The 23006-nt window shown below is 47.4% G+C and carries 22 protein-coding genes; 14 read left to right on the forward strand and 8 right to left on the reverse strand.

Features of this window, described 5'->3' with window-relative positions:
* Nucleotides 1-245 precede the first annotated feature (245 nt).
* The 13 genes from LRP50_RS02675 to LRP50_RS02735 all read left to right on the forward strand — a co-directional run bounded on the left by LRP50_RS02675 (nt 246) and on the right by LRP50_RS02735 (nt 10791).
* A complete protein-coding gene (locus LRP50_RS02675; RefSeq protein ID WP_274162941.1) occupies nt 246-1208 on the forward strand; it encodes a calcium/sodium antiporter in 963 nt (320 codons plus the stop codon).
* Between the two features lie 11 nt (nt 1209-1219).
* Entirely contained in the window at nt 1220-2188 is a 969-nt protein-coding gene (gene kdsD / locus LRP50_RS02680) for an arabinose-5-phosphate isomerase KdsD (RefSeq protein ID WP_274162942.1), read from the forward strand.
* The gene (gene kdsC / locus LRP50_RS02685) at nt 2188-2739 is read left to right on the forward strand and encodes a 3-deoxy-manno-octulosonate-8-phosphatase KdsC (RefSeq protein WP_274162943.1); all 552 of its coding nucleotides are present in this window, start codon (nt 2188-2190) and stop codon (nt 2737-2739) included. Before kdsD ends, kdsC begins: the two co-directional genes overlap by 1 nt.
* The gene (gene lptC, locus LRP50_RS02690) at nt 2736-3302 is read left to right on the forward strand and encodes an LPS export ABC transporter periplasmic protein LptC (protein ID WP_274162944.1); all 567 of its coding nucleotides are present in this window, start codon (nt 2736-2738) and stop codon (nt 3300-3302) included. The genes kdsC and lptC overlap by 4 nt, the downstream gene beginning before the upstream one ends.
* The gene (lptA, locus tag LRP50_RS02695) at nt 3283-3792 is read left to right on the forward strand and encodes a lipopolysaccharide transport periplasmic protein LptA (protein ID WP_274162945.1); all 510 of its coding nucleotides are present in this window, start codon (nt 3283-3285) and stop codon (nt 3790-3792) included. The genes lptC and lptA overlap by 20 nt, the downstream gene beginning before the upstream one ends.
* A gap of 6 nt (nt 3793-3798) precedes the next feature.
* Nucleotides 3799-4524 (forward strand): LPS export ABC transporter ATP-binding protein, encoded by a 726-nt coding sequence (lptB, locus tag LRP50_RS02700; protein ID WP_028023128.1) that lies wholly within the window; start codon nt 3799-3801, stop codon nt 4522-4524.
* A 75-nt stretch (nt 4525-4599) separates the two neighbouring features.
* Nucleotides 4600-6075, forward strand: coding sequence for an RNA polymerase factor sigma-54 (locus LRP50_RS02705; protein WP_274162946.1), 1476 nt, complete (start codon nt 4600-4602; stop codon nt 6073-6075).
* 25 nt (nt 6076-6100) lie between these two features.
* A complete protein-coding gene (hpf, locus tag LRP50_RS02710; RefSeq protein WP_028023130.1) occupies nt 6101-6388 on the forward strand; it encodes a ribosome hibernation promoting factor in 288 nt (95 codons plus the stop codon).
* A 2-nt stretch (nt 6389-6390) separates the two neighbouring features.
* Nucleotides 6391-6834, forward strand: coding sequence for a PTS IIA-like nitrogen regulatory protein PtsN (gene ptsN, locus LRP50_RS02715; RefSeq protein ID WP_028023131.1), 444 nt, complete (start codon nt 6391-6393; stop codon nt 6832-6834).
* Nucleotides 6835-6851: 17 nt separating this feature from the next.
* Nucleotides 6852-7703: an RNase adapter RapZ gene (gene rapZ, locus LRP50_RS02720; RefSeq protein WP_274162947.1), complete on the forward strand. Its 852-nt coding sequence runs from the start codon at nt 6852-6854 to the stop codon at nt 7701-7703.
* Nucleotides 7700-7975: an HPr family phosphocarrier protein gene (locus LRP50_RS02725; protein ID WP_274162948.1), complete on the forward strand. Its 276-nt coding sequence runs from the start codon at nt 7700-7702 to the stop codon at nt 7973-7975. Before rapZ ends, LRP50_RS02725 begins: the two co-directional genes overlap by 4 nt.
* A gap of 131 nt (nt 7976-8106) precedes the next feature.
* Nucleotides 8107-9474, forward strand: a complete 1368-nt coding sequence (mgtE, locus tag LRP50_RS02730; protein ID WP_274162949.1) for a magnesium transporter — start codon at nt 8107-8109, stop codon at nt 9472-9474.
* A gap of 264 nt (nt 9475-9738) precedes the next feature.
* A complete protein-coding gene (locus tag LRP50_RS02735; protein ID WP_274162950.1) occupies nt 9739-10791 on the forward strand; it encodes an acyltransferase in 1053 nt (350 codons plus the stop codon).
* Between the two features lie 94 nt (nt 10792-10885).
* Here LRP50_RS02735 and pmbA read toward each other — a convergent pair whose 3' ends face one another.
* Nucleotides 10886-12226 (reverse strand): metalloprotease PmbA, encoded by a 1341-nt coding sequence (gene pmbA / locus LRP50_RS02740; protein ID WP_274162951.1) that lies wholly within the window; start codon nt 12224-12226, stop codon nt 10886-10888.
* A 317-nt stretch (nt 12227-12543) separates the two neighbouring features.
* Between pmbA and yjgA the strand changes: the two genes are divergently transcribed.
* Entirely contained in the window at nt 12544-13074 is a 531-nt protein-coding gene (yjgA, locus tag LRP50_RS02745; RefSeq protein ID WP_274162952.1) for a ribosome biogenesis factor YjgA, read from the forward strand.
* 99 nt (nt 13075-13173) lie between these two features.
* Here the strand turns inward: yjgA and tldD are convergent, their stop codons facing one another.
* From tldD to mreC, 7 genes are all read right to left on the reverse strand, one after another.
* A complete protein-coding gene (gene tldD / locus LRP50_RS02750) occupies nt 13174-14619 on the reverse strand; it encodes a metalloprotease TldD (protein WP_274162953.1) in 1446 nt (481 codons plus the stop codon).
* Nucleotides 14620-14701: 82 nt separating this feature from the next.
* Nucleotides 14702-15520, reverse strand: coding sequence for a carbon-nitrogen hydrolase family protein (locus LRP50_RS02755; protein WP_274162954.1), 819 nt, complete (start codon nt 15518-15520; stop codon nt 14702-14704).
* The gene (locus LRP50_RS02760; RefSeq protein WP_274162955.1) at nt 15520-19407 is read right to left on the reverse strand and encodes a YhdP family protein; all 3888 of its coding nucleotides are present in this window, start codon (nt 19405-19407) and stop codon (nt 15520-15522) included. Before LRP50_RS02760 ends, LRP50_RS02755 begins: the two co-directional genes overlap by 1 nt.
* A 52-nt stretch (nt 19408-19459) precedes the next feature.
* Complete coding sequence (gene rng, locus LRP50_RS02765) at nt 19460-20929, reverse strand: ribonuclease G (protein WP_274162956.1); 1470 nt, start codon at nt 20927-20929, stop codon at nt 19460-19462.
* On the reverse strand, nt 20926-21513 hold the full coding sequence (locus LRP50_RS02770; RefSeq protein WP_274162957.1) for a Maf family protein: 588 nt from the start codon (nt 21511-21513) through the stop codon (nt 20926-20928). The genes rng and LRP50_RS02770 overlap by 4 nt, the downstream gene beginning before the upstream one ends.
* 12 nt (nt 21514-21525) lie before the next feature.
* Nucleotides 21526-22014: a rod shape-determining protein MreD gene (mreD, locus tag LRP50_RS02775; RefSeq protein WP_274162958.1), complete on the reverse strand. Its 489-nt coding sequence runs from the start codon at nt 22012-22014 to the stop codon at nt 21526-21528.
* Entirely contained in the window at nt 22007-22990 is a 984-nt protein-coding gene (gene mreC, locus LRP50_RS02780; RefSeq protein WP_274162959.1) for a rod shape-determining protein MreC, read from the reverse strand. The genes mreD and mreC overlap by 8 nt, the downstream gene beginning before the upstream one ends.
* Nucleotides 22991-23006 lie beyond the last annotated feature (16 nt).

Genomic DNA, 23006 nt, shown 5'->3' on the forward strand with positions numbered 1-23006 from the left:
TTGTTGAACAAAGATCACTCAACCAATTAGGCTAGATAATTCCAGCATCAAACGCGTGATTTGGAACGCATTTTCAACCAATTCTGTGATCTACAGTGGCTTAATCGACTCCTCATTTCTTTTAAACATTCTCTTAAGTCATCGACCTGTCGCAACTATCATGCCGTTTCCCTTCACATTTACTCAATTAGCAGTCAAAATTACTTTTTTGATTCTTCCGCTATATCTCTATCAAAGGTAATAAAATGTTTGAAGCGACCGCCATTCTCGTCGTTGGCTTGTGTTTGTTGGTATGGAGTGCCGACCGACTTGTCTACGGTGCTGCCGCTCTAGCTCGTAATGTTGGGATTTCACCGCTTGTCATCGGTATGACCATTCTAGCAATGGGAAGTTCAGCCCCTGAAATGGTGGTCTCTGCAACCGCCGCGTTAAACGGTAAAACTGACACAGCTGTAGGAAACGTGCTGGGTTCAAACATTGCCAACATTGCACTTATCTTGGGTGTGACTGCGCTGATCAAACCGCTTGCAATTAGTTCGGGTATTCTTCGTCGCGAGCTTCCACTGATGCTGGGTGTAACCGTTATTGCAGGCGCAATGCTGTGGGATAATTACCTGGGTTTCTATGAAGGCATTACCTTGGTGGTTCTCTTTACGCTGTTCCTTCTCATCATGATGAAGTTTGGTAAAGAGAGTGATAAAGAAGACCCAATGCTCACCGAGCAAGAAGCTGAGATACCTAAAGGCGTGAGTAATATGTCTGCGGCAGTTTGGGTTGTCGTCGGCTTGGCTCTTCTCATTTTTAGTGCCGACATGGTGGTTGGATCCGCAGTCACAATCGCAAAATCATTTGGTATGAGTGATTTGGTTATCGGCCTTACCATTGTTGCGATTGGTACCAGTCTTCCTGAGCTCGCGGCATCCGTTGCTGGCGTTTTGAAAGGTGAAGACGATTTAGCGGTCGGTAATATCATCGGTTCAAACATCTTCAATATTTTGGCCGTCATGGGGATTCCAGCCCTGCTAGCACCATCTAGCCTGAATCCGCTAGCGATGAGCCGTGACTTCTATGTCATGCTTGCGTTGTCTGTTCTGCTTTTCTTATTTGCCGCCGGTCGAAACCGAACCATCAAGCGCTGGGAAGGCATTGCACTGCTCGTCTGCTTTGTGGGCTACCAAGGCTTCCTATTCACTAACATCGCATCCTGATCGGACTATCTATGACTGACTTTGATTTTCGCCAGGCTGGCATTACAACGTTAAACATTGAACTTGATGCAATTGCCCAGCTTGAGCAATACATCAACCAAGATTTCGAGCAAGCATGCCAGCTCATCCAACACGCAACCGGAAAGGTCGTGGTGATGGGGATGGGGAAATCGGGTCACATTGGTAACAAGATTGCGGCAACGTTCGCAAGCACTGGCACACCCTCATTTTTTGTTCATCCGGGAGAAGCCAGTCATGGCGATTTAGGGATGATCGAAAAAGGCGACGTAGTGTTGGCCATTTCGAATTCGGGTGAAGCCTCAGAAATCATCACATTGCTCCCTGTCGTCAAACGTCGCGGGATCACACTCATCACCATGACAGGTAACCCCTCTTCCACCATGGCACGTCTGGCACAAGTTAACCTGTGCATTAAGGTGCCAAAAGAAGCCTGCCCTATTGGTCTAGCACCAACATCAAGCACGACGGCGACATTGGTGATGGGAGATGCACTCGCCATTGCCTTGATGCAAGCCAAAGGCTTCACAGCAGATGATTTTGCCTTGTCTCACCCAGGCGGAGCGCTTGGTCGAAAATTGCTACTACGCATTTCTGATGTCATGCACACTGGCGATAAGCTGCCTGTTGTTCCGCCGGATGCCACGGTTCGAGATGCATTGCTCGAGATCTCAGCAAAAGGACTAGGGATGACTGCCGTAGTAGAGCATGATGGTACGCTAAGCGGTATATTCACTGACGGTGATCTACGTCGTCTACTCGACCAACGTCTTGATCTGCACACGACTCGTATTGGCGATGTCATGGGTAAGAACCCAACCTCTGTCAGTGCGGATTTGCTCGCTGCCGAAGGGTTAAAGCAAATGGAAGAACGCAAAATTAATGGGTTACTGGTAACCGAAAACTCTCGTCTTATCGGTGCACTCAACATGCATGATCTTCTTAAAGCAGGAGTCATGTAATGCAAACAGAAACGCTATATGGCCCAGTCCCTACTGAGATTGTCGAGCGCTCGGCATCAGTGAAGTTGCTTATCTGCGATGTTGATGGCGTGTTTTCTGATGGCCGCATATATATGGGGAATGATGGCGAAGAGCTAAAGGCCTTCCACACTCGTGATGGCTATGGCATTAAATCGTTGATGGCCGCTGGCGTCGAGATTGCCATTATTACTGGTCGTAAGTCCGCCATCGTTGAGCGCAGAATGTCAGCGTTAGGCATCACTCACATCTATCAAGGCCAAGATGATAAAGCGTCAGCTTACCAAGACCTTGTGGCGAAATTGAACATCCCAGCAGAACACACTGCATATATCGGTGACGATCTTATTGATTGGTCTGTCATGTCTCAAGTTGGTGTGTCGTTTTGCGTTCATGACGGCCATCCACTGCTTGCACAACGTGCCGACTGGGTGACACGCACACCCGGTGGTTACGGCGCAGTGCGAGAGGTCTGTGACCTCATCCTAGAAGCACGTGGTGAACTTGATGCGCACAAGGGACTTAGCATATGACGCTGCAACGCTTAGGTGTCTTGATATTGCTGGCTGTGTGCGGTTATGCAGGCTATTACCTGCTCAATCAACACTACTGGCAAGACGATGTACAGATAACACCTGATGCCGAAAAACCACTGTTTACCGCCGAGAACGTCAAATCGACGTCCTACACAGAACAAGGTATTCGCAGTTACACGTTGGATTCAACACATCTCGAGCATTATCAACAACTAGACGAAACCCACTTCAATGAACCCGTACTATGGACTTACAGTAATGGCACGGAAGAAGAGTGGCGTATGAGTTCTGAGTTCGCCATTCTTGAGAATAACCATATTCTGGTGATGACAGGTCGCGTAAGGATCTTTAACCTGTTACCAGATGCACAAATTAAAGTTGTCACCACTGAGAAACTTACCCTCGATCTCTCCTCTCGTGATTTCTGGTCTGACACAGAAACTGAAATCACTGGAACTGGATTACAAACTCGAGGACTCAGGGCAAAAGGCAATTTTGGCTCCCATCAGATGGAACTGATTGAACAAGTGAAGAGCAGGTATGAAACAAAAACGAACTAAATTCTTTGCCATCTTGCTAATGCTGGTGTCAAGCAACGCACTAGCTTTGTCAACAGACGCTGAGCAGCCTATTTACATTGATTCTGACTCACAGAACCTCGACATGACGACCAATACGGTTATTTTCACGGGGAATGTCTACCTTCGTCAGGGCTCTATTCGCCTAAACGCAGACAAGGTGGTTGTCACTCGACCTTCGGGTGAAGAAGGTGCTGAGATCATCGACGCGTATGGCAAGCCAGCGACGTTTGAGCAGACCATGGATGATGGTAAAAAGATCAATGGTGAAGCGTTTGATCTTCGCTATGAAACCGTCAAAAGCTTTTTGACCATGACAAATAAAGCGGTATTGACCCAAGAAGGCGGAAATCAGGTTGAAGGTCAGAAGATCACCTACAACATTGATAAACAGCTTCTCGTTGCAGAAAGTGATGAAAGCAGCCGAGTCACGACGGTTCTACAACCACAAACCAAACAAGATAAGAAATAACCCTGAATGGCCATACTAACCGCTAAAAATCTCGCGAAAAGCTACAACGGACGCAAAGTGGTCACTGACGTCAGCCTAGAAGTGAAGTCAGGTGAAATTGTCGGTCTACTCGGGCCGAATGGTGCAGGTAAAACCACCTCTTTCTACATGATAGTAGGCCTCGTCGCTCGTGATGAAGGCACCATTCAGATTGATGATTTAGATATCAGCATTCAACCGATGCATAACCGCTCTCGCATGGGCATCGGTTACTTGCCACAAGAAGCGTCTATTTTCCGTAAACTTAGCGTTTACGACAATTTAATGGCCGTACTTGAGACACGATCTGACTTATCAAAAGAAGAGAAACAGGATAAAGCTGAGGACTTACTCGACGAGTTCAACATTCAGCATATTCGCAACAACATGGGTATGTCATTGTCTGGTGGTGAGCGTCGACGCGTAGAAATCGCTCGTGCGCTAGCTGCAAATCCAAAGTTTATTCTGCTGGATGAACCATTTGCCGGCGTTGACCCAATCTCAGTTATCGACATCAAGAAGATCATTGAGCACCTTCGCGATCGTGGTTTGGGGGTATTAATTACCGATCATAACGTTCGTGAAACACTCAGTGTCTGTGAGCACGCCTATATTGTGAGTCAAGGCCACTTGATTGCGCACGGTACTCCTGATGAAGTGCTCAACGATGAGCACGTAAAACGAGTCTATCTAGGCGACCAGTTCAGACTATAGTTATAAGAGTTCGGTTGGCGAACGACCAAATAGATACGCACTGATAAAATAATTAGGAAAGGTGCCAGAATCACTATGAAACCCTCGCTTCAGCTAAAGCTTGGCCAACAACTTGCGATGACGCCCCAATTGCAGCAGGCAATCCGCCTATTGCAATTGTCGACGCTCGATCTGCAACAAGAAATCCAGGAAGCGTTGGAAGCTAACCCTCTCCTAGAGCAGGAAGAATCGACAGATAACGCTGATGGAGAGAGTGATCAGGCGTATGACGGTGATGAAAACGTAAGTGCGTCAGCCGAAAGCAAGCAAGACACTTTGGACAGCTCTGATGCCATGGAACAGCACGAGATGCCAGAAGATCTCCCCGTTGATACAACGTGGGATGATATGTACAGCGCTAACACAGGCAGTACCGGCATTGCACTCGGTGATGACATTCCGGTGTATCAGGGGGAAACCACAGAAACCCTTTACGATTACCTGATGTGGCAAGTCCAACTCACCCCATTTACTGAAGTCGACCTTGCAATAGCAACCGCCATCATTGATGCCGTAGATGACAAAGGCTACCTCACTGTCACCAGTGAAGACATCCTCGAAAGCATGGGTGCGGAAGACGATGAAATTGAACTCGACGAGGTAGAAGCCGTTCTAAAACGCGTTCAACAGTTTGACCCTCTTGGTGTTGCTTCACGCTCCTTGCAAGAATGCTTGTTGATTCAACTCGCCGCGTTTGCCGAAGATACCCCTTGGCTTGCCGAGGCACGCATGGTGTTGAAAGAGCACATGAACTCGTTGGCGAACCGTGACTTCAGGCAAATCATGAAAGAGAGCAAGCTTCGTGAGCCTGAGCTCAAAGAAGTCATGCAACTCATTCATACCCTTGAACCTCGCCCGGGTAATCTCATTGTCACCAATGAGGCGGAGTATGTGATCCCCGATGTGTCCGTGCTTAAAGATCGCGGCAAATGGGTCGTCAACATCAACCCTGATAGCGTGCCTCGTCTCAAGGTAAATCAGCAATATGCCGCGTTGACCAAGAACGGTTGCAGCGCTGCTGATAGCCAATTTATCCGCAGCCATTTACAAGATGCTAAATGGCTCATCAAAAGTTTAGAAAGCCGCAATGAAACCTTACTGAAAGTTGCGCGGTGCATTGTTGAACACCAACAAGATTTCTTTGAATACGGCGAAGAAGCCATGAAGCCAATGGTATTGAACGATATCGCCATGGCTGTGGAAATGCACGAATCAACGATATCTAGGGTTACCACCCAAAAATACATGCATACCCCAAGGGGTATCTTTGAATTGAAATACTTCTTCTCGAGCCATGTCAGCACTGACAATGGCGGTGAATGCAGCTCTACGGCAATTCGCGCTCTGGTTAAGAAGTTGGTTGCAGCCGAAAATCAGGCTAAGCCACTTAGCGACAGCAAGATTGCCACACTGTTGGCGGAACAAGGGATTCAGGTTGCAAGGCGAACTATCGCTAAATATCGTGAATCACTGGGTATTTCCCCGTCAAATCAGCGTAAACGCCTAATTTAGGCGTCCAATCAAAAGGAAGATGTTTATGCAAATCAATCTCACTGGTCACCACGTAGAGATCACCGACGCCCTTAGGGAATATGTGACAACCAAGTTTGATAAGCTGGAACGATTTTTTGATCACATCAATAACGTTCACGTCGTACTTAACGTCGAAAAACTCCAACAGATTGCTGAAGCGACCCTGCATGTAAATAATGGCGAGATATTCGCAAAAGCAGATTCAGAGAACATGTACGCAGCCATCGACTCGCTGACAGACAAGCTGATAAAGCAATTAAATAAACATAAAGAAAAGATGAATCACCATTAATCATGGAACTTAAAGAAGTACTCAATTTGGACTGCACCAAAAGTGCAGTCCTTTGTTCAAGTAAGAAGCGCGCACTTGAACTTATCAGCGAACTCGCTGCGTCTAAATTGGATCAAAACCCACAGAAACTCTTCGAGTGCATGTTGGGCAGAGAGAAAATGGGAAGTACGGGTATAGGGAATGGGATAGCCATTCCCCATGGCCGTATTTTCAACAGCGACCATGCTGTCGGCGTATTAATTCAATGTGAAGAACCCATTGAATTCGACGCCATTGACAACCAGCCTGTGGATTTGTTGTTTGCACTGCTCGTCCCTGATGACCAATGCAAAGAGCATTTGAAGACCTTGTCTTTGATTGCCCAAAAATTGGGTGACAAGCAGGTCTGCCGTCAGTTACGTCATGCAAGCTCAGATCAAGAGCTTTACGACATTATCACTGGATAACACCACAGGAACACATCATGCAGTTGAAAATCGTCAGTGGTCGTTCGGGTTCAGGAAAGTCTGTTGCGCTTCGCGTGCTAGAAGATCTTGGCTACTACTGCGTTGATAATCTTCCCGTAGATCTATTGCCACAGTTTGTTGCCGCTCAAAATGGCGATGACAGCTTGATCGCAGTCAGTATTGATATCCGCAATATGCCTGCCGATCCTGAAGAAATCACACAAACACTGGCAAAACTACCCAATGATGTTGATGTCGATATTTTCTTTCTCGACGCGGATGACAACGAACTGATCAAGCGTTTTAGTGAAACAAGACGCTTGCACCCCTTGTCCAAAAATAACCTTTCTCTTGAGCAGGCCATCTGCCAAGAAAAGTTGTTATTAACCCCGCTAAAAGAACGCGCTGACAAAGTCATTAATACCTCCAAACATTCCATCCATGATCTCAGTGAAGCCGTTCGTGCGCTGGTGTTAGGCAGAACTAACCGCGATTTGGTGATGGTGTTCGAATCGTTTGGTTTTAAACATGGATTGCCCTCAGATGCAGACTTTGTGTTTGACGTACGCTTTCTTCCAAACCCACATTGGGAACCGGCTCTTCGTCCTCTTACTGGCCTTGATGAACCCGTTAAAATGTTTCTCGCCGCGCAGCAAGATGTCGCCATGCTCATTGCCCAAGTCAAAAGTTTCCTAGAGTCTTGGCTCCCCTCACTTGAAAAAAATAATCGTAGCTACCTCACTGTCGCCATTGGTTGCACAGGTGGCCAGCATCGTTCTGTCTACATTGCACAATTTCTCGCTGATTATTTCGCCGCCCATCATCACCAAGTTCAAATAAGACACCGTACGCTTGAAGGGAATATATGACACAGGTCAGTAAAGAAGTCTTGATCCGTAATCGACTCGGCCTTCATGCGCGAGCCGCAGTCAAACTGGTTGAAATGGCACAGAGTTACGATGCAGAAGTGATGATTTCCAAAGATGACCAAACCGTCACCGCGGATAGCGTCATGGCCATCTTGCTGCTCGACTCCAGTCAAGGAGAACAGATCCTCATATCCGCCGAAGGGCAACAGGCACAGCAAGCATTAGACGCCGTCACTGGGCTCATCGAAGCGGGATTTGATGAAGAAAACTAACTAATAATCTCACCGTAAACTCCTTCTAGCTGCTTGGCATTGCTTCTTGCCAACAAAACGAAAAAGACAGCCTACTCAGATTGCGTTAATATTCATGTCATTGCGCCACTCGCCGTTACACGGATATATCCATGGCAGAGAATTACGAAGTAGAACCGTCCAGCCAGACCCATCAAACCTTACAGGAAGTTAGCCGCGCCCTCGAAAACGGCATGTTTGTCCACGTTCGCCGAATGCTGGAAGACATGGAGCCTGAGGATATCGCGCATCTTCTTGAGGCCTCTCCACCAAAGAGCCGTTTAGTTCTGTGGCAGTTGACCGACCCTGAAGAACAGGGCGAGATACTCGAAGAGCTTTCAGAAGATGTCAAAGATGGGATCATGGTACGCATGCAACCTGAGCAGCTCGCCGCTGCCACAGAGGGCATGGACACCGATGATGTTGCTTATCTACTGCGAAGCTTGCCAGATAGCGTCTCTCAAGACGTTCTGGCGCAAATGGACGCTCAGGACCGAGATCGTGTTCAACAAGCGCTAGCGTATCCAGAAGATACCGCGGGCGGCATGATGAACACCGACGTGGTAACCATTCGTTCCGACGTCACCGTGGATGTGGTTTTACGTTATCTGCGTATGAAAGGCGAATTACCAGAAGCTACCGATACTTTGTACGTGGTCGATGAAAATAGTCGTCTGATCGGCTCTCTTCCTATTACTGCGCTTATCACCTCACAGCCAGATACTGAGATCCTCGACATCATGGAAGACGCTGACGAAGCGATTCCCGTGGATATGGATGACAGCGACATCGCAAGCCTTTTTGAACGACGTAACTGGGTCTCTGCCCCCGTCGTAGATGAAGAGCAGCATCTTGTGGGTCGTATCACCATCGATGACGTGGTCGATATTATCCGTGAAGATGCTGAGCACTCCATGATGAGCATGGCGGGTTTGGACGATGAAGAAGACACCTTCGCCCCCGTTCTTAAATCTGCGCGCAGCCGAAGCGTTTGGCTAGGCGCAAACGTACTTGCCGCCCTTGCTGCCGCATCTGTTTCCAACTTGTTTGAAAACACACTCGACCAAATGGCCGCCATTGCCGTTCTGATGACCATCGTCCCTTCAATGGGCGGTGTGGCAGGCAACCAAACGGTGGCTTTGGTGATCCGTGGCCTTGCAGTAGGGCATATCGGCGATTCCAACACCCGCTGGCTCTTGAATAAAGAAGCGCTGGTCGGCCTGCTCAATGGTGTCATCTGGGCGTGTATTATTGGTGGTGTAGTCGTGTTGTGGAAAGGCAGCTGGATGTTGGGTGCGATCATCGCGGCAGCCATGCTCACCAACCTAGTGATCGCGGGTATTGCTGGAGTAACGGTTCCCATTTTACTCAAGAAAATGAAAATTGACCCCGCCCTTGCTGGTGGTATGGCACTAACGACTATTACAGACATGGTCGGATTGTCTGTCTTTTTAGGACTTGCAACGCTATTTCTGGTCTGATTATTTCAGAGAACACATTTGAAAAGGCTTTCCATTGGGAAGCCTTTTTCGATCTAACAACAGTATACCCAAGCAACCCAACCTAGATATCCAGAACACCTTTATCAATGGCATCCTACATCTATATGTGTAATCCCGACCCTAAATGTTAAGTAAATGTTGTTATTTCAATATGAGTTGGACAATCAAAAGTTAGACACTATTCTTAACATAATAAAAGTAGAATATTAGACCAAACAACTGTTAGGTGTCAGGGAATTTATAATGTTTTTGCAATCCATCCATAATTACAGGGCCGTAGCTATCATTGCGATTGTCATGAGCCATTCTTATGTTTATGGTCTTGAAGATACAACTGGAATTATTTCCGTTATAAAAACAATATTAACAGGATGTACGGCGCTTTTTGTTTTCATTTCCGGATATATGTTCCACCATATTTTCTACAAAAGATTTGAATACAAAAAATTCATGAAGGGTAAATTTCAACGAATTATTGTCCCCTATCTCATCTTATCGACCTTTGCTATCATTCTTGTTTACATCATTAAGTCAGGATTTTACTCTTCCAGTCCTGAGTATTCTGGGATCGTCTTTTTCTCGCCTGAAGACAGTTCGTTGTCTACGGCAATAAAATACTATTTAACCGGAAGAATGCTAACAGCATATTGGTATATTCCATTTGCCATTCTTCTTTTCCTTGCCTCTCCCCTTCACTTTAAATTCATTAAATTATCGAAAAACACTCAAATTTTCACAATTGCAGCATTCTCATTGATATCAGTATTCCTTCATCGATCATATGAAAATATTAACCCTCTTCAAATGTTCGTGTATTACACACCGTTCTATTTGATCGGGATATATTTTTCATTGTACCGAGAAGAAATCAACAAACACTGTACCCAAAAAGGGGTTATATTTTTATCTGCAGCAATTTTACTTGCATTCTATCAATACACCCAAGGACATGAAGGTAGCTACACAAAAAACTTTTTCGAATATGGTGGGATTGACATCATGTTCTTCCAGAAAATGTTCTTATCTACAGGTTTATATTTTATTCTTGAAGCCTTTGTTTTCAAAACAAAGCTGACAGACATCATTTCAGACACAAGCTTTGCTATATTTTTTATCCACCCATGGGTTTTAACAACGATCAAAAGGCTGCCTTTCCTTGAGCATCCAGAGTCAACGAATGTCCCCTACTACTTGGTCACTTGCCTCGTCGTTATCTCACTAAGTGTATTGATATCAATAGCTCTCAATCGGATACTCACTGGTAAAATTAAGTCTCGCTATATCATTGGGTATTAAATCCAGTGCCTAGCCAGAAAAAGAAAAGCCACCGATGAATCGGTGGCTTTGTCTATTTGAAGTGGATAATGAGTGAGAGAAAATCTACCCTTGTTTACTCGCCACCCACTTTCATTGACTCAATCAGAATCGAACCCGTCTGGATTTGGCTACGGTATTCAGTATCCGCTCCCACAGCAACAATCTGCTTGTACATGTCAGCAAGATTGCCCGCAATAGTGATTTCACTGACTGGATATTGGATTTCGCCATTCTCAACCCAGAAACCAGCAGCACCACGAGAGTAATCACCCGTCACCGTGTTAACGCCTTGCCCCATCAACTCTGTCACATATAAACCCGTGCCTAACTCTTTCAGCATTTGAGCGAAAGATTGACCCGTGTTACCCACAAACCAGTTATGAATGCCGCCAGCATGACCCGTTGGCTGCATACCTAGCTTACGTGCTGCGTAGCTGGTCGCAAGATACGTCTGAAGTACACCATCAGTGATGATATCAAGATCTTTGGTGATCACACCTTCGCTATCAAAGGGGGCGCTCGCCATGCCTTTAAGCAGATGAGGACGCTCATAAATCGAAAACCATTCAGGTAAGATCTGATGGCCCAGTTTATCCAGTAAGAAAGAAGATTTACGGTAGAGGCTTGAACCACTGATCCCCATGACGAGGTGGCCGAGCAGACCTGTCGCAACATCAGCAGAAAACATGACTGGCACCGTGCGTGTCGTTAAACGACGAGGTTCCATGCGTTCAATCGTGCGCTGTGCTGCTTCAATGCCGACTTTCTCCGGCGCCCAAAGCTCGTTCTTGTCACGTGATACGGTATAACTGTAATCACGCTCCATGCCCTTGCTGTCTTCCGCAATCACACTGCAGCTGATGCTATGACGACTTGAGGCGTAGCTACCTAACATGCCATGGCTATTGCCATATACGCGTACGCCATAGTGACTATCGTAACTCGCACCATCACTAAACTTGATGCGCTTGTCGTAATCTAGCGCTGCGCGCTCAGCAGCGATCGCTTTTTCGGCAGCATGATCCGGCTCTGGCTCGTCTGGGTAGAACAAATCCAAATCGGGATAATCGTAGGCCATCAATTCAGCAGGAGCTGGTCCAGAGAACGGGTCTTCTGACGTGTAGTTGGCAATATCCAACGCAGCAGCAACAGTTTGTGCAATGGCTTTTTCAGAAAGATCAGACGTCGATGCACTGCCTTTACGCTGACCACGGTAAACCGTGATCCCCAGTGCACCATCGCTGTTAAACTCGACGCTTTCCACTTCGCACATACGAGTGGCAACGCTGATCCCCGTGGTTTTGGTGATCGCAACTTCAGCGGCATCTGCTTTCTTACCCGCTAATTCTAAAGCGCGGGTAACCGCTGCTTCTAATTCAGCACGTTGCTGAGCAACCTGTTGTTTCACGTCCATAAAGTCTTAAATTGATGTGTGTTACCAATAAGCATACCATTCGAAGCCATTAGCGTACTTATAAAACGCCAGCAAAATTCGACTTTCTTAGTCATGCCTTGGCAATTCTGCCTCCCTATATATGTAATCTCAGTCTTCATTGGTCAGCCAAAGGCGGAGAATCACATGGGCCAGGTACTCATGGAATAGAGTGAGCACGTTCCTATCAAGGGTTACGACATAATATTCGATAGTTTTAAGCACTAAGAATGAGCGAATATTTGATGATATTGGTATAAACTAAGGCGCTAAAGTAAGCGATAACCTCGGGAAAGATTATGGGCCGTAAGAACAAACGTGAGCCTTGGGAAGAGGAAGAAGAGATCATCTGGGTCAGTAAATCCGAGATGAAACGTGACATGGAAGCGTTGCAAAAGCTAGGTCAACAGCTTGTCGAACTTCGACCTTCTGTACTGGCCAAGTTTCCACTGGATGACGATCTGCGCACTGCCGTTGCAGACGCACAGCGCTTCGAAAAAGAAGCAAGACGTCGCCAGTTGCAGCTGATCGGAAAAATGATGCGTACCCGCGACGTTGAACCGATTCAGGCTGCACTAGATCTTCTGCAGAACAAGCACAATCAACAAACGATCGAATTGCATAAGCTTGAGAAAATGCGCGATCGTGTGATTGCAAGCGGTGATGAAGCCATCAACGTAGTGATGGAAGCGCACCCAAATGCAGACCGTCAAAAGCTTCGCCAGCTAGCGCGCCAAGCGAAGAAAGAACAAGAAGGTAACAAGCCACCTAAAGCCTCTCGTGAGATTTTCCAAATCCTGAGAGCCCTTAAAGCGGAAGCTGGCGAGTGATCTTTTCGGCGTAGCATCCATGATGTGCTGTTGCGACCTATAAAAAAACCGGGAGATTCCCGGTTTTTTTATTTCGATTTCCGCATACCGACAGTTGGGTTATTCAGTGCCACCAACGGTCATGGCATCCACTTTTACTGTGGGTTGGCCAACACCAACAGGGACACTCTGGCCAGCTTTACCACAAACACCCACGCCGCGATCCAGTTTAAGATCGTTACCCACCATGGAAATCTGCTGCATCGCTTCGATGCCACTGCCAATCAAAGTCGCGCCCTTCACTGGTGTCGTCACTTTGCCATTTTCAATCAGATACGCTTCACTGGTTGAAAATACAAATTTGCCTGACGTAATATCAACCTGACCACCACCAAAGTTTGGTGCATACAAGCCGTATTCAACGCTGCTGATCATCTCTTCTGGCGTACTTTGACCACCCAACATGTAGGTATTGGTCATGCGCGGCATAGGAAGGTGTGCATAAGATTCACGACGACCATTCCCCGTTGGCGCAACGCCCATCAAATGCGCATTGTGCTTGTCCTGCATGTAACCTTTCAGAATGCCATTTTCAATCAATACGTTGTATTGACCCGGCACACCTTCATCATCAATATTCAGCGAGCCACGTCGATCTTGTAGCGTGCCATCATCCACGATAGTGCACAGCGTAGACGTCACTTGTTCACCAATTTGTCCGGTAAAAACAGACGACTCTTTACGGTTAAAATCACCTTCCAATCCATGACCAACCGCTTCATGAAGCAATACACCCGGCCAGCCTGCACCAAGAACAACAGGCATAGTGCCAGCAGGCGCCGCTTTCGCGTGTAGATTGATCACCGCTTGGCGTATCGCTTCATCGGCGTAATGCATCGCAATGGTTTTTCCATCTTCATCCGATACAAAGTACTGATAGCCAAAGCGACCACCACCACCAGCAGCACCGCGCTCACGACGACCGTCTTTTTCTACCAGCACACTCACAGACATACGCACTAATGGGCGAACATCTGCCGCATAGGTACCATCCGTTGCTGCAATCAATACCTGCTCGTATACACCGCTAATGCTCACTGACACTTCTTGAATCAATGGCTCTTTCGCACGAATGTAAACATCCACTTCTTTCAATAAGGCAATTTTATCTTGCTTTGACATACTCTGAAGCGGGTCAATGGCTTGATAAATCATTGGATAAGCGCGGTTCGAAAACGCTGAAACTTTAAGCTTGCCGCCTTTATCTGCAATACCACGCGCTGCTGTCGCACTCTGCATAAGTGCATCAGCACTGATTTGGTCTGAATAAGCAAAGCCTGTCTTTTCGCCTGTAATAGCACGAACACCCACACCACGATCGATGTTGAATGAACCATCTTTGATGATGCTGTCTTCCAAGACGAGCGACTCATGCCAGCACGACTGAAAATAAACATCGCCGTAATCAATGTTTCTTGCGGCCAAATGCTCCAGCGTTTGACTGAGTTGATTTTTACTTACACCTGACAGGTGAAGCATGGTTTCTTCGACGTGTTCCAGACTCATGGATAAATTGCTCTTTAGCGCTGAAAAAAGACATGTCCGGTAGCAAGTTCCACTACCGGATGAATAATGAATTGAGGTTGCGCTATTTCATCACGCATTGCAACTGAGCATGTTGTAATACCGGCATTTTGCTGCGTATTGCGCTATTGGACGCCAGATCCACATCAGACCATGCAGTCCCAACGTTATCATTAAGCTGACACGCAACTTGCCCCCATGGGTCAACAATCATCGAGTGCCCGTAAGTCTCTCGTCCACCTTGGTGTTCGCCACATTGTGCAGCAGCAAGCACCCAGCACTGTGTTTCAATAGCGCGAGCACGAAGTAGCACTTCCCAATGCGCAGCACCTGTCACTTTAGTAAAAGCAGCCGGAACCATGATGATGTCCGCGCCACGTTGGCGAAGTGCAGAGTAGAGTTGAGGGAAGCGGATGTCATAACAAATTGAGAGACCGAGCGTACCAAAAGGGGTATCGACCAGTGCTAAGTTTTCACCCGCACGAAACGTATCAGACTCACGATAACTACGGTGATTGTCGGCAATATCCACATCAAACATATGCAGTTTTTCGTAAGAAGCACGCAAGTTCCCTGCGGCATCGTACACCAAACATGTGGTGCTCAAGGTGCCATCATGGTTGCGAATAGGAAAGGATCCCATCACTAGCCAAATGCCCAACTCAAACGCGATTTCTGACAGACGCTTTTGCAATGGGCCATGCCCCAGCTCTTCGGCGTATTTTTCGTAATCTTCTTTACGGCCAAAAACCAATGCGTTTTCAGGCGTGAGAATGAGGCGAGCCCCCTGAGAGCGTAAATGCCTGAGCTGACCTTCAAGTACATCAAGGTTTTCTTCAGCATTTATCCCCGAGTTCATCTGTACAACACCAAACTTGGTCATTACTCATTACTCCCTTTCTGCTCATTGCGCAGGCGTTCCGTTGCCTGTTCTGGCAAGGTCACTTCGCCTGTGATTCGCGATACTTCCCTGACAATGGGTTCATCAATGGACCCCGTAACCTGATAGCGAACTTGTGTAAATGCATCGACCACTGGAGAAAGCACTGTCGTCACAGCCAAAACATATAGCGCTGTTTGGGGGGCGACGGCAAACGCGGTTAATATTGGGATACCCGAGGTGAGATCAGGTATAAATCGCACTTCGGCATTCACCTGATTTTTCTCTAGATTCGCTATCCCTTTAATAAACATATCACCTGCTAGCGCTTTCATCTGGATATTATCCGTGACAATTACCCCGTTAGTGATTGAAGCGCTGCCACTGATCTCATCAAAAGCTAGACCATCCTCAAATACACCAGTGAAATCGAGCTGCATTTTTCGCAAGATTGAATCCAAGCTAAACAGGCCCAGCAAACGACCTGCCCCGCCGACACCACTGACATAGCCATCTTCAAGCCGTGTTTCCAACGTACCATTTAGCGTGGTGATATCCAACGACCAAGGCGCACCATCAAACGTCAAATTGCCACTCGTCTTGACACTGGCATCTTGGATCCCGCCCGTCACAGAAAAGCGTCCCATTAAGTCGCTACTATTGTGGCCTTGAATACCAAACGCTAAGTGGCTCTTGTTAATCCCATCATGCGAGATTTCCCAGCCGCCATTCGCGGTTAAACGCGTGTTCCCACTGGCGAGTTTAAATTTCGACAAGGTGAGTTTTTGATCGGTTTTCAGCAACTGCGATTCAATACGCCCCACTCGGTAACCTTGTAGCCACAGCTCATCTATCACCAAATCTGTCGACGGGATTTTAGACATCAAAATACGGTCAATGTCTGTCGCTTTTCGCCCTGCAGTGGCGGGCGTCACCGCTTTTTCGTTGGTGTCATCATCAATATCGACATTCAAAAACAAGTGCTCAATGGACACAGTTAGCAGATCATCTTCATCCCACCACGCATCACCCGACAACTCCTCACTGCCTACCAAAATATGAAAGCCATCGCTTTTCCGGCGCGCCGCGAGTGAGAATTGGTTAAACGTGAGTTCGTCTGCCAGCACTTTACTCGCTTTCACATTCACTCTTGATGGCGGTGACATGTTGACGGGGAAATCATGCTTTTTCCCTTCTTGAGCTAACTCATAGTGAGTAATTATGTTTTTCCACGCCATGACATCCAACACTGGCACATCGACACTAACAGCGTCGCCAGATAGTGGCTTGAGTGATAGTTCTCCATCACCAACGACAGTACGACTTCGAATGACGGTCGGCCTGTCTCCACTGATATCAACATCCGCTTGATATTTAAGCTGAGGTAGCTCAATTTGCCCCACCAAGCCTCGTTCATTTCCCGAGGCCTTTAAGCGACCATGACTTTCAACCAATGAAGGCTTATTCAGCGGCGCAGGCAAATTGATATCGACGTGAGTCAGATCGGCATCCAGTAAAACATCGTAGGTAAACCCAATGTCTTTTAGTGCAATATCAACACCAAGATCCCATGCCGAACGCCCTTCTATGAATTGAAGATCGGGTAACTCCAATGCTGCCTTCAGCTTGTCACCTTCCCACTGGCCATCAATATCTATATTGACCAAATAGTTTTCTGCTTCAGCTTCCCCTTTAAAGCCAATATTAACGGGCTGGTCGAGAAGCTGCGCCTTAAGCTTTTTGGCCCACACCACATCATTGTCAAACGACATGGTTCCTGTGACGTTGTTCAGGACGATTTCCGGACTTGCAATGGCAACCTGATTCCCACCTAAGGATGCAGAGCCCTGCACATCCACATCATCGCCATTTAAAGGAATAGATAGGGAGATTTCACCCTCGACCTCTCCGTTGACTTGCACATGTGTTAATGCTGCTCCCACAGAGTCCACCAAAGGAGTGGCCAGCATGTATTCGTGTAAGTCGTTACCGTTAGAAGCAATTTTTGCATCGATCAACAACTGACCATTTTCATTGCTTAATGACGGTATTTCTCCTTTGAGATCATAGCCTCTCGCCGCCATCAAACCGACATTGCTCGCATCCAAAAACAAGCTGTCGTTTTGGAACAATAGGTTTAGATCAAGGTCAGTGAGCATCGGCCATTGAGTATCAAAACTAAACTTTGCATTCTTTAATGGCACATAGGCTTGAAACATACCTTCATGCTGAGGGTAAGGGAACGTGTTGAAATCACCATACCAAACCAATTTGGCGTGATCGGCCTGACCGCCTCGAATGGCTGACGACAGGTAATCCGTAAGCTCATACCCCAGCGCTAAGGTTGGTAAATAGCGCCATGTTTCCCCTGCATTCTTCGCATTAGCTTCGGCATAAAACGATAGCCAACTGCTCCCTTCAAAAGGGATATCGAGTCGGAACTCACCCACAACGTTAAGATCGGGCGATCGCACCGCGACATTGTCCGACCACACAACGACACGCTCATCGGTGTAATCCCAGTAGGCAGTGACATCACCTTGCTCTATGGGTAACGGCGCTTGGAAAAATTCGCCATACGGCAAGATGTCATCTTCGAGCACTAAGGTGGCTTTACCGTTTGTTCCTACTCCCGCCAACGAGACGTGTAGTTTGTGAACTTCCGGTAAGTAGCTCCAATGCTGAAATGCGACGTCATCAAGATCAACAGAGTAAGCAATGTCTGACGTTTTCGGTTTAGCGAGACGAATATCTGAGGCGTTGCCCGTCAGTGATAGTGACGTCAGTGCATGCTCGACATCATCCGGAATCACAAACATATGTCGTAGCGGCAATAGCAACGATAAGTCCAGCGCAGCCAAATTCACTGCCCAAGCATCGCGGGAAATATCGGCACGTAACTTAGGTTCAGGCCACAGGACTTTACCTGTTTTAATAGCAAAATCTTCGGTCGCAACCCGCCAATTATTATCTCCCGAACGCTCAAGTAGAATTTGACCTCTACGGATCGAAACAGATTGCGAGGTATCGTGCGTTTGAAGTGTTGGTGCTTTGGCTCCCCAAGCAATGACACTGTCGGTCAAGCTCACCAGTGCCGTTTTAGGCATGCCATTCTCAACCGTCAACCAAGCTTGCCCTGCGACTTTCGCTTTAGACAAAGCCACATCCGGATTGATGAATTTAGCGATCCACGCCTTGAGTGACACATCCTCAGCGTTTAGATAAAAATCGCCACTTAAAGATGCGAGACCATCGCTTTCAGTGAAAACACCGCGAATATCAACTTGATTGAGCGACGTCCCTTCCACACTCACCACACCTTGCACACGATGTTGGCTCGACTGGTTATCCCAACGCAGTGATTCTATATTGATGGTCTTTCGCTCATCAGATGGCGACAATACGGTGACGCTCGCATCGTGGATGGCAAATTGCCCAAGGCCGACTAAGAACAAATTTTCTAGCTGAGTGGCTAAACTGCCGCTTTTGTCCGATGCGGTATTTCGTTCAGGAAGTTGAGTAAGGTCGACCGCTAAACCATCAATACTGACATTGGTAAACGTGGGTTCTCTGCGCTGAAAACTGGCCAAAAGGTCGAACTGCATTTCAATGCTTGTTGCAGACAACACACTGTGTCCGCCCTCATTGGTAGAGAGCGTGAAATCATGGAGGGAAAGCGAAGGAAGAAGATAACGCCAATGCCCTTGAAAGGTTGAGAATTCAACATGAAATCCACTTTCTTGACTTGCCCAACGTTGAATTGGCGCTTTCGCGGCATCCAAGTTGGGAAGTACTAGGCGCATTGAAGCCGTCACAACCGCGGCGGTCACCAAAACGATAACCACCAACCACGTGAGAATTCCAGCCAATCGCTGGGCAACCTTTACCATTTAACTATATTCATCATGAAGCTACATACACCACGCCAGTATCAGCGCCTGATTACATCATCACTACATCAAATTGTTCTTGGGTGTATAGCGGCTCAATATGTACCTTAACTTGCTTACCGATAAACACTTCCAGCTCTGCCACTGCGTGAGACTCTTCACCTTCCAACGCTTCACCGACAGCTGGCGATGCATAAACGACAAATTTATCCGCATCATACGCGCGATTAACGCGAGTGATTTCGCGCAGTACTTCATAACATACCGTTTCTACAGTTTTCACAGAGCCTCGACCCACACACGTTGGGCATTGCCCACACAGCACATGCTCAATACTTTCGCGAGTGCGCTTACGCGTCATCTCAACCAAACCAAGTTGGGTAAAGCCATTGATGTTGGTTTTTACGCGGTCTTTTTGTAAGGCTTGTTCAAGCGATTGCACGACTCGCTGACGATGTTCATCTGAAATCATGTCGATGAAATCGATAATGATGATGCCACCAAGATTGCGCAAACGTAGCTGACGAGCAATCGCCTTTGTCGCTTCCGTGTTGGTGTTGAAAATCGTCTCTTCGAGATTACGACGTCCCACAAACGCACCCGTGTTGATATCAATGGTGGTCATGGCTTCAGTCTGATCGATGATGATGTAACCGCCTGACTTCAATTCAACTTTACGATCCAACGAACGTTGAATTTCGTTCTCCGTATCGTACATATCGAAGATCGGTTGCTCACCCGTATACAGTTCAAGCTTCGGGCTCAGTTCAGGCACAAACTCTTCGGTAAATTCACGGAGCGCTTCCATACCCGTGCGAGAATCGACACGAATGATGTCTAACTCTGTACCGACAAAGTCACGTAAAATGCGCTGTGCCAAACCTAGCTCACCGTAAAGCATCGACTTAGATGGGCGCTTTGAGCGGCGCTCGATAACTTTGTTCCACAAACGCTTAAGGAAAGCCGCATCTTGATTCATTTCTTCATCTGAAGCGCCTTCGGCAGCCGTTCGGATAATAAATCCACCAAGATCATCACAATAGCGCGAAACGATTTTTTTCAAACGATCTCGTTCTTCCTCGCTTTCAATGCGCTGAGATACACCTACATGAGAAGCTCCTGGCATGAAGACAAGGTAACGGGATGGCAACGTAATATCTGTCGTGAGACGTGCGCCTTTTGTGCCCAGTGGATCTTTGACCACTTGCACCACAATATCTTGGCCCTGTCGCACTAGCTCAGAAATATCGCGCACCTGAAATTGCTGCTTTTCGTTCTCAGACACACACTCGGTGTGTGGAACAATGTCCGAAGCATGAAGAAAGGCCGCTTTATCTAGGCCGATATCAACAAAGGCCGCTTGCATGCCCGGCAACACTCTGCTGACCTTACCTTTGTAGATATTGCCAACAATACCGCGCTTCGCTTCACGTTCAATATGCACTTCTTGTAGATTGCCACCCTCAATCATGGCAACACGGGTTTCAGTTGGCGTAACGTTAATCAATAACTCTGCGTTCATAGGTATTCACCACATAATTTTTGGAATTCGTTCAACAGAGCTTCAGTCTCGTAAAGGGGTAACCCCACCACCGCGTGGTAGCTACCATCAATACGTGTCACGAAACGGCCACCCAGCCCCTGAATCGCATAACTACCCGCTTTGTCGCAAGGCTCTCCACTTTGCCAGTAAGCATCAATGTCTTTATCAAGCAGTGATTTAAACCATACATGAGTTGTGACAAGCGTAGTCAATGAATGGTTCCTGTCAGCAATGGTCACTGCCGTCATCACCTGATGCTGACGACCCGATAGCATACTCAACATACGTCGAGAGTCATTCAGATCACGCGGCTTCTCTAGCACCTCTCCATCACAGACTACGATGGTGTCTGAGCCCAGAACGGGCAGAGGTTCGGGGGCGGCTTCAACACCCGCCATTGCTTTATCAAGGGACAAACGGCGGACATAGTCCGCCGCTTCTTCATGAGATTCTCGTTGCTCTTCTACGTCAACGCGCAAAACAGAAAAGCGAACAGAGAGCTGTTCAAGCAATGCCTTCCTGCGAGGTGAAGCAGACGCAAGGTAAAGCTGAATATCTGCCATTGCTTCTCCAGACTATTTAATCGAAAACTGACGGCGAACCCGTCTTAGCAGTAAAAAGAGCCAAGGCCACAACAAGAAGTTGAGCACACCCGCCCACAGCTGTGTGGGATCAAACTGAACATTTGATACAAGATATTCAGCCCAAAACTCTAAAACTTTACCCGCCAAGGTTAGCAGAGACAAAATCACCGCTTGCTGCCACAAAGACATGTTGCGAAGCATTTGGAAATTAAGCGCCACAATATAAACCAGCACAGACATCATTAAGCCACGTACACCTAGTGTAGAGCCTAACATGAGGTCCCAAAGTAGGCCGACGACCAACGCCGTACCCACATTGACGCGATGCGGCAATGCCAGCACCCAATAAAATGCCACGAGTAACACCCAAGATGGACGGAAAGGCGCGAGCTCTCCCGGCCACGGCGCAGCTTGTAAAATGAGGGCAACAATGAACGATAGCCAGATCAACGCGTGACCGCGAAAGGTAGAATTAGCCATTGGTTATCTCTTTTTGTGCATCAGGCTTAGGCTGCTCGTCAGTGTCAGGCTTTTGCGCTTCAACGTCAGGCGTTTGTGTTTCAATTTCTGGCGTCAGAGGATCCATCTCATCGTCTAGCATTGCCTCAGCTTTCTGCTGTTCTAGCTGCTTTTCCACATTGCTCGGCCACACCAGCAACAGGTAGCGAAGTCGGTCAAATTGTACTTCGGGTTTCGAGTCAACTTGCGCGAATGGGCGACGGTTATCAAATGAAAACGACGTCACTTTTGCAACAGGATACCCTTCAGGGAACACGCCTCCCAAACCAGATGTCACCAGCATATCGCCCGGTTCAATATCTGCACTGCTTGGAATATTCTCTAATTGGATATTGTCCGTTTGCCCGCGACCCGCAGCAATCACACGAACATCGTTTCGTACCACCTGCACAGGAATCGCATGGGTGGGGTCAGTGATCAGCAACACGCGGCTATTGTGCGCGCCAACATAGGAAACTTGTCCGACAATCCCGCGTTCATTAATAACGGGTTGCCCTTCATAAACACCGTTTGTTCGCCCTTTGTCGATCATGACCTGATGCTTGTAAGGATCAGAGTCAACCGCCATCACCTCGGCCACCATTTTGCGTTCGTCTCGCACGAAAGGGGAACCAAGTAGCTCTCTCAATCGTTGGTTTTCTTGTTCCATTTGATCAAACAGCAACTGGCTGCTGCGTAGCATCAACACTTCTTCTTTTAACTGACTGTTGTCGATCAAAAGCTGTTGATGAGACGAGAATTGGCGGAACAAGCTATCAAGGAGATCTCGTGGCACATTGGACGCATATTGCAGCGGCGCAACCACAGAGTTGAGCACATAGCGAAAGTTGGTGAATGCACCAAGACGACTATCAGCCAGCATAAGGCTGGCTGATATCAAAAGAGCGAAAAACAGGCGTAGTTGTAAAGATGGCCCACGGCCAAACATTGGTTTCATTCAGTCACAACCTGTT

Origin of the sequence: Enterovibrio gelatinilyticus (assembly GCF_028683095.1) — a bacterium.
GTDB classification, from domain to species: domain Bacteria; phylum Pseudomonadota; class Gammaproteobacteria; order Enterobacterales; family Vibrionaceae; genus Enterovibrio; species Enterovibrio gelatinilyticus.

Coding starts and splice junctions, on each gene's coding strand:
- LRP50_RS02675 (WP_274162941.1), top strand. CDS start 246: ATGTTTGAAGCGACCGCCATTCTCGTCGTTGGCTTGTGTTTGTTGGTA.
- kdsD (WP_274162942.1), top strand. CDS start 1,220: ATGACTGACTTTGATTTTCGCCAGGCTGGCATTACAACGTTAAACATT.
- kdsC (WP_274162943.1), top strand. CDS start 2,188: ATGCAAACAGAAACGCTATATGGCCCAGTCCCTACTGAGATTGTCGAG.
- lptC (WP_274162944.1), top strand. CDS start 2,736: ATGACGCTGCAACGCTTAGGTGTCTTGATATTGCTGGCTGTGTGCGGT.
- lptA (WP_274162945.1), top strand. CDS start 3,283: ATGAAACAAAAACGAACTAAATTCTTTGCCATCTTGCTAATGCTGGTG.
- lptB (WP_028023128.1), top strand. CDS start 3,799: ATGGCCATACTAACCGCTAAAAATCTCGCGAAAAGCTACAACGGACGC.
- LRP50_RS02705 (WP_274162946.1), top strand. CDS start 4,600: ATGAAACCCTCGCTTCAGCTAAAGCTTGGCCAACAACTTGCGATGACG.
- hpf (WP_028023130.1), top strand. CDS start 6,101: ATGCAAATCAATCTCACTGGTCACCACGTAGAGATCACCGACGCCCTT.
- ptsN (WP_028023131.1), top strand. CDS start 6,391: ATGGAACTTAAAGAAGTACTCAATTTGGACTGCACCAAAAGTGCAGTC.
- rapZ (WP_274162947.1), top strand. CDS start 6,852: ATGCAGTTGAAAATCGTCAGTGGTCGTTCGGGTTCAGGAAAGTCTGTT.
- LRP50_RS02725 (WP_274162948.1), top strand. CDS start 7,700: ATGACACAGGTCAGTAAAGAAGTCTTGATCCGTAATCGACTCGGCCTT.
- mgtE (WP_274162949.1), top strand. CDS start 8,107: ATGGCAGAGAATTACGAAGTAGAACCGTCCAGCCAGACCCATCAAACC.
- LRP50_RS02735 (WP_274162950.1), top strand. CDS start 9,739: ATGTTTTTGCAATCCATCCATAATTACAGGGCCGTAGCTATCATTGCG.
- pmbA (WP_274162951.1), bottom strand. CDS start 12,226: ATGGACGTGAAACAACAGGTTGCTCAGCAACGTGCTGAATTAGAAGCA.
- yjgA (WP_274162952.1), top strand. CDS start 12,544: ATGGGCCGTAAGAACAAACGTGAGCCTTGGGAAGAGGAAGAAGAGATC.
- tldD (WP_274162953.1), bottom strand. CDS start 14,619: ATGAGTCTGGAACACGTCGAAGAAACCATGCTTCACCTGTCAGGTGTA.
- LRP50_RS02755 (WP_274162954.1), bottom strand. CDS start 15,520: ATGACCAAGTTTGGTGTTGTACAGATGAACTCGGGGATAAATGCTGAA.
- LRP50_RS02760 (WP_274162955.1), bottom strand. CDS start 19,407: ATGGTAAAGGTTGCCCAGCGATTGGCTGGAATTCTCACGTGGTTGGTG.
- rng (WP_274162956.1), bottom strand. CDS start 20,929: ATGAACGCAGAGTTATTGATTAACGTTACGCCAACTGAAACCCGTGTT.
- LRP50_RS02770 (WP_274162957.1), bottom strand. CDS start 21,513: ATGGCAGATATTCAGCTTTACCTTGCGTCTGCTTCACCTCGCAGGAAG.
- mreD (WP_274162958.1), bottom strand. CDS start 22,014: ATGGCTAATTCTACCTTTCGCGGTCACGCGTTGATCTGGCTATCGTTC.
- mreC (WP_274162959.1), bottom strand. CDS start 22,990: ATGAAACCAATGTTTGGCCGTGGGCCATCTTTACAACTACGCCTGTTT.